The organism is Streptomyces sp. NPDC057280 (genome assembly GCF_042668605.1).
In the GTDB taxonomy this organism is placed as follows: Bacteria; Actinomycetota; Actinomycetes; order Streptomycetales; family Streptomycetaceae; genus Streptomyces.
Genome location: NZ_JBHUYR010000001.1, coordinates 927,634 through 941,471 on the forward strand (window position 1 = coordinate 927,634; position 13,838 = coordinate 941,471).

Below are 13,838 nucleotides of genomic sequence, written 5' to 3' on the forward strand. Positions count from 1 at the left end.
GCGTGTCCGTGGAGCGCTGGTGAGGCGGGGTCAGTGCGTCTCGGTCAGGCCGGAGTCGCCGTTGTCCGCGCCGGCGCCGACGTCCTGGCCGGTGTCCTCGCCGCCGACCTCCTGACCGGCCTCTTCACCGCCGACCTCCTGGCCGGCCTCCTCGCCGCCCACTTCCTGGCCTGCGCCGGCCTCCTCGCCCGCACCGGCCTCGTCACCGGCACCCGTCTCCTGGCCGCCGCCCGCCGCGTCGCCCGCGCCGAGGGTCGCACCGACCGCCTCCAGGGCGGTGGTGACCGGCTGGAAGAAGGTCTCGCCGCCGACCGTGCAGTCGCCGCTGCCACCGGAGGTCAGGCCGATGGCCAGCCCGTCCTGGGTGAACAGCGAGCCGCCGCTGTCGCCGGGCTCGGCGCAGACGTCGGTCTGGATGAGGCCGGTGACGGTGCCCTCGGGGTAGTTCACCGTGGCGTCGAGTCCGAGGACCTGGCCGTCGTTGAGCCCGGTGGTGCTGCCCATCCTGAAGACCTGGAGACCGACCTCGGCGTCGGCGGCCTGGGAAATCTGCACGGTCCGGCCGTCGCCGACGTTGACCTCGCTCGGCGCGACGGTGGCCGGGTCGTCGTACTTCACGAGCGCGAAGTCACCGTCGCCGGGGAACGTGGCCTGGTCGACGGTGGCGATCGGCTGGCCGTCCTGCGCGTCGGACCACTCGGCCGCCGCGACCCCGCAGTGACCGGCCGTCAGGAAGGCCGGGCTGCCGTCGCCGGCGGTGACGTTGAAGCCGGCCGAGCAGCGGGCGCCGCCGCCGAAGATGGCGTCGCCGCCGGAGACGAAGGTCTTGAAGGTGCCGGCCGACTTCTTGATGGTGGCCATGCCCGAGCCGAGCGTGTCGACCGTGGACTCCAGCTGGTCCCACTTGGCGCCGGTGACCGTGCTGTCGGCGGTGACGAGGATCTTGTTCGTCCTGGGGTCGACGGCCCACGCGGTGCCCGGGATGGTCGCCTTGGCCTTCAGCGTCTGCGCGCCCGAGGCGAGTTCGGCGAGGCTGTTGTCGACCTCGCGTATCTTCGCGCCGGCCTTCTCGGCCTGGACGATCACGTTGTTGTTGTCGCCCGAGACCACGTTGACGACGAGCTGCTTCTGGCCGGTGTCGTAGTACGAACCCGCGAAGGCCTCGCCGAGCAGTTCCTGGAGCTGTGAGGCGAGATCCGATGCGTCCGACGCCTTCAGCGTCTTCGGGGCCGCCGCGGCCCCGTTGGACGAGGAGCCGTCCTGGGAGGCGTTGGCGTTGGGCAGGAGAATCGCCGCCGCTCCGAGCGCCACCACGCCGCCTGCCGCGATCGCGGTCTTGCGCTTGGGGATTCGCTTGTGACTCAAACTTCTCGACCTCCTGAAGGACGGGGTCAGTGCCACCGTTCGTCGGCGGCTGTTCGGGGCGCCTGGATGGCAGTGGGTACGCAGGAGGCACGTGGGGCGTTCAATTCCGTTTGTTGGCAGTCCCTTTGCAGTACCGAATCGGCCACGAGACCGGCCGGGGTCCGCGTCCGGCGGCGCGGGAGCGGGAACAATCCCCCATATGACGATGACCACCGCCGAAGCCGACAAGATCCTCTCCGCCAACTTCGCCCCTTGGGTGCTCGATCTGGGCCTGTCGGTCGAGTCCCTGGGCGACGACCGGGCGACCCTGCGCCTTCCCTGGTCGGACCGGCTGTCCCGGGAGGGCGGGGCGCTGTCGGGACAAGCGCTGATGGCCGCCGCGGACACCGCCACCGTGATCGCCGTGGCGGCGGCGCGAGGCGGCTACGGGCCGATGACGACCGTGCAGCAGTCGACGTCGTTCCAGCGCGCGGTGTCCGGTGCGGATGTCCTGATCCAGGCGGTGATCACCAAGCTGGGCCGGCGGATGGCGTTCGCGGACATCACGATGACCGACGCGGACTCAGGCGAACTCACGGCCCACGCGAGCACGGTCTACGCACTTCTCGGCTGACCACCCGACCTGACACGGTCCGCGACCGGCCGGCGACGGTCCGTCTCGAAGTTCCCGCGGAATCCCGGCTTCAGCGAATCTGCACATCCCATACCCAACCAAGTCACCGTGCGCGGCGGATCTGCACAAGCGTGCTCCGCCGCGTACGTCATTGGGGCGGGAGTGTCGGATTCACTTCCCGGGCCGCAAGTCCTTGTGTGAACCGAAGACGTGCCGGGTGTGAAGAAGTCGCCGCCGAGACGTGCGCACGCCTGCACGGTTCGGCACCTGTGGGACTCAAGTGCCCAGGTGAGGCGGTTGGTTGATTGGAAGCCCGGGCCCGGCGCGTGCTTACATCCATCGCACCGCGGCAGCCGCCGAGGCCTTCCGGAAACGGATGCCCGGCGCCTGCGGCACGCGGTCGCCCCAGCCAGGGGTCCGCTCCCCCCCTTGTGAATATCCATATGAAGGGAAGTTCCACCATGAACTCCACCCCCCAGGTTGAGACCGTCGAGATCTCCGACGCCGAGCTCGACAACGTCTCCGGCGGCCTGCAGCTGAACGCCCTGGGCACCGTCACCGGCCTGGTGGACGGCGTCGCCCCGGTCTCCGGCCTGGTCGACACGGTCGTCGGCACGGTCGAGGGCACCACCGGCCTCTCCGTGGCCCCGGTCACGAACCTGGTTGCCGGTCTCTGATCGCACCTCGTGCCGTGAGTCCCGGAGCCGCTCCCCGGCTCCGGGACTCACGGATGTCCTGACTGAGCCGGCTGCCGTCAGCCGGTCCTTCCTCGTTTTCAGGTGAGGGAAAGTTCCGTGCAGTTCCGCCAACAGGCCCTCGCCAAGCTCCAGTCACCGGAGGAGCTCGACCTTCCGGTGCGGTTCGCCCGCCCGCAGGGCTGGCTCGCGCTGTCCGTGACAGTGGTCGTGATGGCCGCCGCGTCGGTGTGGGCGGTGACCGGTTCGGTGGCGTCCACGGTGGCCGCGCCCGCCATCCTCACGCACGGGCAGGGCAGTTACATCCTGCAGAGCCCGGTCGCGGGCCAGGTCACCGCCGTCCTCGCGAAGCAGGGCGAGCAGCTGCCCGCCGACGCCCCCGTACTGAAGGTGCGGACCGCCAAGGGCGACGCCGTCGTCCGCTCGGTCGCCGCGGGCCGGATCACCGCACTCGCCGCCACCATCGGCCAGATCATCCAGACCGGCGCCGATGTGGCGGCCGTGGAGAAGGTCGCGCACGCCTCCGACCCGCTGTACGCCACCGTGTACGTCCCCGCCGAGAACGCCGCCTCGATCCCCGCGCACGCCGCCGTGGACCTGACGGTGTCGTCGGTGCCGACGCAGGAGTACGGCGTGCTGCGCGGCCATGTGAAGTCGGTGGACCGTTCGGCGCAGTCGGCGCAGCAGATCTCCGCGTTCCTCGGCGACAGCCAGCTGGGCGAGCAGTTCACGAAGGACGGCAGGCCGGTGGCCGTGACGGTGAAGCTGGACAAGTCGTCCGGCACGAAGAGCGGTTACCGGTGGTCGTCCGCGGACGGGCCGCCGTTCGCCCTCACCTCCATGACCGTGGCCCGGGGTTCGATCCGGCTCGCCGACCAGCGTCCCGTCGATTGGCTGCTGCCGTGAGCACCGCACAGGAGACCCGCGGCCGCCGCCGGTCGGCCCCGCCCAAGCGCCCGGTGCCGAAGGGCAAGGGCAGAGCGGTCCGCACACCCACCGTTCTGCAGATGGAGGCCGTGGAGTGCGGTGCCGCTTCCCTGGCGATGGTGCTGGGGCACTTCGGCAAGCACGTCCCGCTGGAGGAGCTGCGCATCGCGTGCGGTGTCTCCCGCGACGGCTCGCGCGCCAGCAACCTGCTCAAGGCGGCCCGCGGTTACGGCCTCACGGCCAAGGGCATGCAGATGGACACGGCCGCCCTCGCCGAGGTGAAGGCACCGGCGGTGCTGTTCTGGGAGTTCAACCACTACGTCGTCTACGACGGCATGGGCCGCCGCTTCGGCCGTCGCGGGGTCTACATCAACGACCCCGGCAAGGGCCGCCGGTTCGTGCCGATGGAGGACTTCGACTCCAGCTTCACCGGCGTCGTCCTGATCATGGAGCCGGGCGACGGCTTCACCAGGGGCGGGCGCAAGCCCGGGGTGCTGGGCGCGATGCCGGCCCGGCTGCGCGGCACGGCGGGCACCATGCCGGCCGCGGTGCTGGCGAGCCTGCTGCTGGTGCTGGTCGGCGCGGCGGTGCCCGCGCTGAGCCGGGTCTACATCGACATGTTCCTCATCGGGGGCCAGACCTCCCTGCTCGGCGTGCTGTTCGCGTCGATGGGGACGTGTGTGGCGCTCACCCTGGTCCTGACCTGGTTGCAACAGGCCAACCTGCTGCGCGGCCGCATCATCTCCTCCACCCTCTCCAGCGCCCGCTTCCTGCGCCATCTGCTGCGGCTGCCGGTGACGTTCTTCTCCCAGCGCAGCCCGGCCGACCTGGTGCAGCGCCTCCAGTCGAACGACGCGGTGGCCGAGACGCTGGCCCGCGACCTGGCGGCGGCGGGCGTGGACGCGGTGGTCGTCGTCCTCTACGCCGTCCTCCTCTACACCTACGACCCGCAGTTGACGTTCGTCGGCATCGGCGTCGCGCTGCTGAACATCGTCGCCATGCGGGTGGTCATCCGGCTGCGCGCCACCCGTACCGCCAAACTCCGGGCGGACAGCGCCCGGTTGACCAACACCGCCTACACGGGCCTGCAGTTGATCGAGACGATGAAGGCGACCGGCGGCGAGGACGGCTACTTCCGCAAGTGGGCCGGGCAGCACGCCACCACCCTGGAGGAGCAGCAGCGGCTCGGGGTGCCGTCCGCCTGGCTGGGTGTGGTCGCGCCGACGCTGGCCTCGCTGAACAGCGCGGTGATCCTGTGGATCGGCGGCATGCGCGCCGTCGAGGGTGGCATCTCGGTCGGCCTGCTGGTCGCCTTCCAGTCCCTGGTCACCCGCTTCACGGCCCCGATCACCCGCCTCAACGGCGTCGCGGGCCGCATCCAGGACTTCGCGGCGGACGTGGCCCGGCTGAAGGACGTGGAGAACTTCCAGGCCGACCCGCTCTACGGCCGGCCCGGCGGCGCCGAGTCGACGCGCCGGCTGCACGGGCACGTGGAGCTGCAGAACATCTCCTTCGGCTACAACCCGCTGGACAAGCCCCTGCTGACCGGCTTCGACCTGACGGTCGGCCCGGGTCAGCAGGTGGCGCTGGTCGGCGGCTCGGGCAGCGGCAAATCGACGGTCTCCCGGCTGATATCCGGGCTGTACGCGCCCTGGGAGGGGGTCATCCGCATCGACGGCCGGCGCCTGGAGGACATCCCGCGTGGTGCCCTCGCCTCCTCCGTCTCCTTCGTCGACCAGGACGTCTTCCTCTTCGAGGGCTCGGTCCGCGACAACGTGGCGCTGTGGGACCCGTCGATCCCGGACGACGCGGTGGTGGACGCGTTGCGGGACGCCGCCCTGTACGACGTGGTGATGCGCCGCCCCGGCGGCATCAACAGCCGGGTCGAGCAGGACGGCCGCAACTTCTCCGGTGGTCAGCGCCAACGCCTGGAGATCGCGCGGGCGTTGGTCCGGCGGCCCAGCATCCTCGTCCTCGACGAGGTGACGAGCGCGCTGGACGCCGAGACCGAGCTGACGGTGATGGACAACCTCCGCAAGCGCGGCTGCGCCTGTGTGGTGATCGCGCACCGGCTGAGCACCGTGCGCGACAGCGACGAGATCGTCGTGCTCCAGCACGGCACGGTCGTGGAACGCGGACGGCACGAGGAGCTGGTGGCGCGCGGGGGCGCGTACGCGGCTCTGGTCAGGGAGCGCTGAGATGACAACCGCACCCGAAGGGGACCTGGTTCTCCAGGCCCTCGGCTCGATGGGCACGCCGTACGACCTCGCCGGGCACAACCGCCTGGACCTCGAAGGGCCGCAGGTGCTGTGGCTGGTGGCGTCGGGGGCCGTGGACCTGTTCGCGGTGGACGCCGAACAGCAGGGCCACTGGCACCACCTGGGCCGCCTGGAGGCGGGCTCGCTGCTGCTCGGCCCGACGCCGGGACCCCAACACACTCTGGTGGCCCGCCCGTTGCGGGACTGCGTCGTCCACCGCATCGCACTGCGCGAGCTCTACCAGCCCGCGAACACCCAGACCTGGTCCTACGACGAGTACGGCAACCCGCAGTACGTCCCGCCGACGACGAGCCCGCTGGAGTACGCCCTCGCTCTCGGTGTCGGCCGCAGCCTGTCCATCCTCTTCCAGGCGCCGATGGCGAGCGAAGGCGCCGCGGAGATCACCGACGACGACGTCTTCTGGATGCAGGTCCCGCCGGGCAGTGTGCAGTACGGCTCGCTGTACGGCGCGGAGGCCGCCGCCGACCTGCTGATGGACCCGGCGGTGTGGCAGTCCATGGTCGACCAGCAGTACCGGCTGCTGACCACGCTGGACCGCTGGATCGAGCAGCTGGAGCGCACCCACGAGACGCGCACCGCCGAGGGCATCAGGGCCGGTGAGGCGGTCCGCGCGCAGGCCGACCGGACGCTGCTGGCGTCGATCGGGAAGTCGTCGGGCAAGCGGGCCACGGCGGCCGACGCGGACGCCTCGTACGCGGCGTGCAGGCTGGTGGCGCAGGCTGCCGGGATCACCCTGGCCGACCCGGCGCAGTCCGGCACCGGCAGCGACCGGCTCGACCCGGTGGAGCAGATCGCGCTCGCCTCGCGGGTGCGCGCCCGGGCCGTCCGGCTGGACGGCACCTGGTGGCGGGACAACGTCGGCCCGCTGGTGGGTCACCGGGCGCTGTCCGGGGCGCCGGTCGCACTGCTGTGGCGGCGGGGCGGTTATGTGGCGGTGCATCCGGCGACGGGCCGGGAGACGCCGGTCGAGAAGGCCAACGCGGAGGAGTTCGAACCGCGCGCGGTGATGTTCTACCGCCCGTTGCCCGACCGCGCTCTCAGTCCCCTGCGCCTGCTGCGGTTCAGCATGCAGAACATGGGCGGCGACCTGACGAACCTCCTGCTCAGCGGCCTGGTCACGGTGGCGATCGGCGCGATCGTGCCCATCGCCACCGGCAAGGTGCTCGGTGAGTTCGTACCGAAGGCCCAGACGCATCTGATCGTCCAGGTCTGTCTGGCGGTGATGGTCGGCAGCTTCGTCGCCGCCACCTTCATGCTGCTCCAGAACCTGACGATCCTGCGCCTGGAGGGCCGGATCGAGGCGACCCTCCAACCGGCCGTGTGGGACCGGCTGCTCAGGCTGCCCACCAAGTTCTTCACCGAGCGTTCGACGGGTGAGCTGGCGAGCGCGGCGATGGGCATCAGCGCGATCCGCCGTCTGCTGGCGGGAGTCGGTCCGGTGGTCGCCCAGTCGGTGACCGTCGGCGCGATGAACCTGGGGCTGCTGTTCTGGTACAGCGTGCCGATGGCGTTCGCGGCGATCGGCATGCTGGTCGTGATCGCCGGGGTGTTCCTCGGGCTCGGACTGTGGCAGGTGCGCTGGCAGCGGCGCCTGGTGGTGCTCGGCAACAAGCTCAACAACCAGGCCTTCCAGACCCTGCGCGGACTGCCCAAGCTGCGGGTCGCGGCGGCCGAGAACTACGCCTACGCGGCCTGGGCCGCGCAGTTCGCGCGCAGCCGGGAGCTCCAGCAGAAGGTCGGGCGCATCAAGAACCTCACCACGGTGATGGGCGCGGTCTATCTGCCCGTCTGCACGCTGCTGATGTTCATGCTGCTGGCGGGCCCGGCGCGCGGGTCGATGTCGGCGGCGGCGTTCCTGAGCTTCAACACCTCGGTGACGATGGTGCTGACGTCCGTGACCCAGCTGACGGGTGCCTTCGTGTCGGCGGTGGGCGCGCTGCCGCTGTTCGAGGAGATCAAACCGGTCCTGGAGGCCACCCCGGAGGTGCGCACGGCGAGCACCCGGCCGGGCCCGCTGACCGGCGGGATCGAGGCGCGCCGGCTGTCCTTCCGGTACTCGGACGACGGCCCGCTGATCCTCGACGACGTGTCCTTCGAGGTGAAGCCGGGCGAGTTCGTGGCGATCGTCGGCCCGAGCGGCTGCGGCAAGTCGACGCTGCTCAGGCTGTTGATCGGCTTCGACCCGCCGGTCTCCGGCAGTGTGCTGTACGACGGGCAGGACCTGGCCGCCCTTGACCAGTCGGCGGTGCGCCGGCAGTGCGGGGTGGTGCTCCAGCACGCCCAGCCGTTCACCGGGTCGATCATGGACGTCATCTGCGGCACCGAGCCGTACACCCCGGAGGAGGTGATGGCGGCGGCGCAGATGGCGGGGCTCGCGGAGGACATCCAGCGGATGCCGATGGGGCTGCACACGATCGTCTCCGGCAGCGGCGCCGTCTCCGGCGGCCAGCGTCAACGGCTCATGATCGCCCAGGCGTTGATCCGCAGGCCGCGCATCCTGTTCTTCGACGAGGCGACCAGCGCCCTGGACAACGAGACGCAGCGCACGGTCATCGAGTCCACCAAGGCCCTCAACGCCACCCGCATCGTCATCGCCCACCGCCTGTCCACGGTGCTGGACGCCGACCGCGTGATCGTGATGGAGGACGGCAAGGTCGCCCAGCAGGGCCCGCCCGCGCAACTCCTCGCGGACACGAACGGGCGACTGCACGAGCTGGTGCGACGGCAGATGGCGTAGGGGTCGCGAAGGAGAGACGGCGGGGCGCTGCGCGTCCTGCCGGGCCTGGACCGGACCAGACCAGACCAGACCAGACCGGACCGGGTCGGCGTGGATGCCGGTGTCGGCGTCGGCGTCGGCGTCGGCGTCGGCACCGGCATCGGCATCGGTGTCGGTGTCGGTGTCGGTGTCGGTGTCGGTCAAGGCATACGCGGTTCCCGCGGCCGGTCGTCCGCGTACGCCCAGGTCGCCAGCGCCCGCACCGCCGCCGCGAACCGGTCCGGGTGGCGCAGGAACTCCATGTGGATGCCGGGAAACTCCACCCAGGGCGCCCCGATCCTGCGGGCGATCTCGACAGAGGGGCGGGCGTAGTAGGTGTCGCGGTCCTCCACGCCGGCGCCGAGGACGATCGGGAACGGCGCCGACCGCAGCGCGTCCTCGTCGGGGCGGAAGCCGGCGAAGCCGGGCCACTCGGTGCCGAAGAGATGGTCCTGGTTGCCGAGGAACCGCCGCCACAGGTCGTCCGGCCAGCGATACGTCCCCTCGCCGCGGACCGTCTCGGCGAACCGGCGGCCCGCGGCCGCGGCTCCGCCCAGCGCGTAGCGGCCGGCCACGTCGGCGAAGAAGGCGCGGGCCGGGTCGTCCGCGGGCAGGACGTTCACGGCGGGGGGTTCATGGGCGATCAGGCCCACCAGGCACGCGGGGCGCAGGGCGGCCAGCGTCAGCCCGATGATCGCGCCCGCGCTGTTGCCGAACACCAGCGCCCGGCCACCCGCCGGCCCCTCGATGAGCGCGCGGGCGTCGGCCGCCTGTTCGGCGAGGTCCAACGGCGCCCCGGTGCGGCCGGTGCTGCGGGAGTTGCCGCGCCGGTCGTAGGTGATGACCGTGAACGCGTCGGCGAGGTCCGCCGCGACCTGCGTGTAGTAGCCCGCGTCCCCGCCCGCCCCGCTGATCATCAGCAGCGCCGGACCGCTCCCCCGCACCTCGTAGTACAGCTCCGCGCCCTCGACCTCGAACGTGCCGCTGGTCACACTCGACCTCCCTCCCCAGCGAAACGTTGCCGTTTCGCTGGAAGTGCTCTAGCCTCGACGTGTACGAAACAGTTTCGTTTACAGCCTCGTAAAATCCGAACGACTTCCCTGGAGTGGTTCCGCCATGTCCCAGAAGACCCTGACCGAGAACGCCCAGGCGGGCGCGGTAGAGGCGCCGTCCGACGCCTCCTCCGGCAAGCGGTGGTGGATCCTCGCCGTCATCGCCCTCGCCCAGCTGATGGTGGTCCTCGACGCCACCATCGTGAACATCGCCCTGCCCTCGGCGCAGGCCGACCTCGGGTTCTCCGACGGCAACCGGCAGTGGATCGTCACCGCCTACGCGCTGGCCTTCGCCTCCCTCCTGCTGCTCGGCGGCCGCATCGCCGACCTCTTCGGCCGCAAGACGGCGTTCCTGATCGGAGTCGTCGGCTTCGCCGGCGTCTCCGCGCTCGGCGGTGCCGCGACCAACTTCGAGATGCTGGTCACCGCCCGTGCTCTCCAGGGTGCCTTCGGCGCCCTCCTCGCGCCCGCCGCGCTGTCGCTGCTGAACACGACGTTCACCGACGCCAAGGAGCGCGCCAAGGCCTTCAGCGTCTACGGCGCCATCGCCGGCGCCGGCGGTGCGGTGGGCCTGCTGCTCGGCGGCATCCTGACCGACGCCCTCGACTGGCGCTGGACCCTCTACGTCAACGTCGTCATCGCCGTCGTCGCCTTCGCCGGCGGCTGGATCCTGCTGCACAACCACCGCGACGCCGAGAACGCCAAGCTGGACGTCCCGGGCACGGTCCTGGTCGCCGCCGGTCTGTTCTCCCTGGTCTACGGCTTCTCCAACGCCGAGACGCACGACTGGGGCTCGCCCTTGACCTGGGGCTTCCTGATCGCCGGCGGTGTCCTGCTGGCCGCCTTCTCCTGGTGGCAGACCAAGGCCGCGCACCCGCTGCTGCCGCTGCGCATCCTGCTCGACCGCAACCGCGCCGCCTCCTTCCTCGCCGTGCTGATCTCCGGCGGCGGCATGTTCGGTGTGTTCCTCTTCCTCACCTACTACCTCCAGCTCAACCTCGGCTTCAGCCCGACGAAGACCGGTCTCGCGTTCCTGCCGATGGTCGCCGCGCTGATGGTCACCGCCCAGGTCGGCACGACCAAGCTGGTGCCGCGGCTCGGCCCCAAGGCCGTCATCCCGCTGGGCTTCGGCATCGCCGCGGTCGGCATGGCCTGGCTGACCGGCATCGGAGTCGGGTCCTCGTACTCCAGCGCGGTGCTGCCGCAGCTGATCGTCGTCGGCCTCGGACTCGGTCTGGTCATGCCGCCCGCGATGCAGCTGGCCACCGGCGGAGTCGCCGCGGAGGACGCCGGTGTCGCCTCCGCCACCGTCAACGCCATGCAGCAGGTGGGCGGTTCGATCGGTACGGCGCTGCTGAACACCCTGGCCGCGAGCGCCGCGACCGACTACCTGGCCGGCAAGGACCCGAGCAACAAGCTGGTCCAGGCGCAGGCCACCATCGAGAGCTACACCACCGCCTTCTGGTGGTCGGCGGGCCTGTTCGCGGTCGGCACGCTGATCGCGTTCCTGCTCTACCGCCGCGGAGTGCCGGAGCAGGACCCGGACGCCGCACCCGTGGTCCACATGTAGTTCCCCCGAGCAGAGGGGCCGCCGTCACCAGGGAGACGGCGGCCCCTCTTCGCTGCCGCGCCTGGCCGGATAGCGCGCATCACACCCCGGCGCGGTGAGGGACGGCCCCGAAACGGGTACTCACGGGTCCATGCGAATCAGCGTGGTGGATGTGGGGTCGAACACGGTCCGGCTGGTGGTGGCGGACGCCGAGGGCGGGGTACCGCTGCCCGTGCACACCGCGAAATGGCGGCTCCGCCTGTCCGAACAGGTCAAGCCGGGCTGCCCGGTGCCCGAGGAGGCCGTCGACAGACTCGTCGCCGCCGTGGCCGAGGCGGACCGGACGGCGACCGAGTGGGGCTCGGCCCCTCCGCTGGCCTTCGCCACGGCGGTGGTGCGCAGCGCGCCGAACTGCCGTGATGTGCTGCGTGCCGTACGGACCCGTACCGGCGTCGAGCTGTGCACGCTGCCGGGTGAGCTGGAGGCGGAGCTGACCTTCCTCGGGGCGCGGCGCTGGATGGGCTGGCGGTCGGGGCCGCTGGCCCTGCTGGACATCGGGGGCGGCTCCCTCGAAGTGGCCTTCGGGCGCGGCAGGTTGCCGGACTTCGTGGCCTCGCTGCCGCTGGGGGCGGGCCGGCTGACCCACGAGTTCTTCGGCGCCGACGACCCGCCGTCGCCGGAGCAGCTGCGGGCGCTGCGGCGCCGGGTCCGGCATCAACTGCGGGACGTCGCGGCCCGGATCCGCTGGGAGGGGCCGCACTCGGCGGTGGCCACGTCCCGTACGTTCCAGCAGCTGGGCCGGTTGTGCGGGGCGCGGCCCGGACGGCACGGACCGTTCGTGGAACGGGAGTTGCGCCGCTCGGACCTGCGTGCGGCGATCACCCGGCTCGCCGGCCTGCCCGCCGCCGAGCGCGCCCTGCTCCCCGGCATCTCCGCGCCCCGGTCCGGCCAGAGCCTGGCCGGCGCGCTGGTCGGCCACACGGCGCTGAAGCTGACCGGCATCAAGGCCGTCAGCATCTGTCCGTGGGCGATCCGCGAGGGCGTCCTGCTGCGCCACATCGAGGACGGCCCGTCCTGGTGGGCCGGGATCAGCCGTCGCAGCGAGGAGAACGGCGGCCAGGAACCCGTGCCGCTGCGCATCGCGGCCGCGAGGAACTGAGAGGGCCCCGACGAACCGGGCGTCGCGACGGCCGGAGAGGGCCGCGACGATCTGAGAGAGGAGAGCGTGATGACCCACGACAAGAAGCACCCCGAGACGGTCACGGAGCAGGTCCTGCGCAAGATCGAGGAGGCGGAACGCCACACCCGGGACACCGAGGAACAGCGCCGCCGACGGGGCGAGGCCGGCGAGGCCATCACCCCCAACACCCGCGCCCAGGAGGAGTCCGAGGGCGAATAGCTAGGGCGCCCGCCGCGGGGACACGCTGTCGTCGGCCCCCGCGCACCAGACGCCGTGCCACACCACCCAGACGTGGCCCCCGGGCCCGTGGTGGACGTGCAGCCCGTCGACGACGGCCGACAGGGGCAGGTCCCGGGTCCCGTCCTCGTCGGCGCGGTCCAGGGTGATCGTCGTGTCGTCGGTGCCGGCGACGGTGATACCGGTGCGGTCCGCCGTGAGGACGATCCGGCAGATCTCGGCCGTCGTACGGGCGAGGAGACAGCCGTTCACGCGGTGCGCGGCGTCCAGGAGGGCGACGACGAAGGCCGTCGGCGCCTCGATCACGCCGATGACCGCGGCAGCGGCGGCGTCCGAGGCCGCCGTACCGCCTTGTCTCGGGAAGTGCGCCGTGAACTCCATCTCCAAGGCGGGCTCCTGGAGCCCGCACTCGGTGAGCAGCGGAGGCTCCTCCGCGCTCGTCCGTACCGGCGGGCCCACGCCCCACCCCCTGCGTCGAAGCGGATGCGGCCGGGGACCGGGGCAGCACCGCGACTGTACGACGCCGGGGGCCGCTTGAACAGGGCCCTCCGCGAGGGCTTCCAGCAGCTGAAATCCCGACTGGAAGTCAATGTCCCCGCTTGGAATTCACCGGGTCGGATGAAGCAGAGCTTGTCCGGAGCCAGAGCCGGGATGCCGGGTACCCGGCCGGGGTGAGAACGCACATCGAACACCGCCCCGTCCGAGGGGGAGCCGAGATGACACCGGAGTCCGGCGACCGCGCCCCCGATCCTGCCGACGGCACCGACACCGGCACCCCGGCGGCGAACCCGTACGCCCGCACCTGTCCGCACGGCACGCTCACGGTGGTCGAGGCCTCGGGCGAGATCGACATGGCGAGCGCGGGTGCCCTCGCGGAGCATCTGTCGGCCGCGACGGCGGGCCCGCGACCTGACGTCACGGTCGACCTGCGCACGGTCGCCTTCTTCGACTGCTCAGGGCTGCGCGTGCTGTGCCGGGCCGAGTCCCGGGCGCGCGAGCGCGGCGGCCGGCTGCGGGTGGTCTCGGAAAGCCCCCGTATACGACGGCTGTTACGGGCCTCGGGCCTGCTCGGCCGGTTTCCGCCGCTGCCTGGTGTCCCCGGACAGCGGCCGTGACTGCGAAGGCCGACCGGGTGGCCCCACTCCGCCCGGCCGGCCCTCGGTGCGAGATCACGGGGGTCCTCGTG

At 71.6% G+C, this 13,838-nt stretch carries 12 protein-coding genes; 9 read left to right on the forward strand and 3 right to left on the reverse strand.

Annotated features, from left to right (window positions below):
* Positions 1-30: 30 nt before the first annotated feature.
* Positions 31-1,365, reverse strand: coding sequence for a S1 family peptidase (locus tag ACFUO4_RS04185; RefSeq protein ID WP_383479720.1), 1,335 nt, complete (start codon positions 1,363-1,365; stop codon positions 31-33).
* A gap of 199 nt (positions 1,366-1,564) precedes the next feature.
* Here ACFUO4_RS04185 and ACFUO4_RS04190 point away from each other — a divergent pair, with 199 nt between their 5' ends.
* From ACFUO4_RS04190 to ACFUO4_RS04210, 5 genes are all read left to right on the forward strand, one after another.
* Complete coding sequence (locus ACFUO4_RS04190; protein WP_383479722.1) at positions 1,565-1,978, forward strand: PaaI family thioesterase; 414 nt, start codon at positions 1,565-1,567, stop codon at positions 1,976-1,978.
* Between the two features lie 461 nt (positions 1,979-2,439).
* Positions 2,440-2,655, forward strand: coding sequence for a hypothetical protein (locus tag ACFUO4_RS04195; protein WP_079308961.1), 216 nt, complete (start codon positions 2,440-2,442; stop codon positions 2,653-2,655).
* 117 nt (positions 2,656-2,772) lie between these two features.
* Entirely contained in the window at positions 2,773-3,579 is an 807-nt protein-coding gene (locus tag ACFUO4_RS04200; protein ID WP_079308962.1) for an HlyD family efflux transporter periplasmic adaptor subunit, read from the forward strand.
* Positions 3,576-5,798 (forward strand): NHLP family bacteriocin export ABC transporter peptidase/permease/ATPase subunit, encoded by a 2,223-nt coding sequence (locus ACFUO4_RS04205; protein ID WP_079308963.1) that lies wholly within the window; start codon positions 3,576-3,578, stop codon positions 5,796-5,798. Before ACFUO4_RS04200 ends, ACFUO4_RS04205 begins: the two co-directional genes overlap by 4 nt.
* A 1-nt stretch (position 5,799) precedes the next feature.
* Positions 5,800-8,616 carry an NHLP bacteriocin export ABC transporter permease/ATPase subunit gene (locus ACFUO4_RS04210; protein ID WP_383479725.1) on the forward strand — a complete coding sequence of 939 codons (2,817 nt, stop codon included), beginning with the start codon at positions 5,800-5,802 and terminating at the stop codon, positions 8,614-8,616.
* Positions 8,617-8,795: 179 nt separating this feature from the next.
* Here ACFUO4_RS04210 and ACFUO4_RS04215 read toward each other — a convergent pair whose 3' ends face one another.
* Entirely contained in the window at positions 8,796-9,626 is an 831-nt protein-coding gene (locus ACFUO4_RS04215; RefSeq protein WP_383479727.1) for an alpha/beta fold hydrolase, read from the reverse strand.
* 124 nt (positions 9,627-9,750) lie between these two features.
* On the opposite strand from ACFUO4_RS04215, the gene ACFUO4_RS04220 reads away from it, so the two are divergent.
* The 3 genes from ACFUO4_RS04220 (at position 9,751) to ACFUO4_RS04230 (ending at position 12,634) form a co-directional block, all read left to right on the forward strand.
* Positions 9,751-11,256, forward strand: coding sequence for an MFS transporter (locus ACFUO4_RS04220; RefSeq protein ID WP_383479729.1), 1,506 nt, complete (start codon positions 9,751-9,753; stop codon positions 11,254-11,256).
* A gap of 130 nt (positions 11,257-11,386) precedes the next feature.
* Positions 11,387-12,394 carry a Ppx/GppA family phosphatase gene (locus tag ACFUO4_RS04225; RefSeq protein ID WP_383479731.1) on the forward strand — a complete coding sequence of 336 codons (1,008 nt, stop codon included), beginning with the start codon at positions 11,387-11,389 and terminating at the stop codon, positions 12,392-12,394.
* 69 nt (positions 12,395-12,463) lie between these two features.
* Complete coding sequence (locus ACFUO4_RS04230; protein WP_179143358.1) at positions 12,464-12,634, forward strand: hypothetical protein; 171 nt, start codon at positions 12,464-12,466, stop codon at positions 12,632-12,634.
* Here ACFUO4_RS04230 and ACFUO4_RS04235 read toward each other — a convergent pair whose 3' ends face one another.
* Entirely contained in the window at positions 12,635-13,111 is a 477-nt protein-coding gene (locus ACFUO4_RS04235; protein WP_383479733.1) for a hypothetical protein, read from the reverse strand.
* A 257-nt stretch (positions 13,112-13,368) separates the two neighbouring features.
* Between ACFUO4_RS04235 and ACFUO4_RS04240 the strand changes: the two genes are divergently transcribed.
* The gene (locus ACFUO4_RS04240) at positions 13,369-13,767 is read left to right on the forward strand and encodes an STAS domain-containing protein (protein WP_383479735.1); all 399 of its coding nucleotides are present in this window, start codon (positions 13,369-13,371) and stop codon (positions 13,765-13,767) included.
* Positions 13,768-13,838 lie beyond the last annotated feature (71 nt).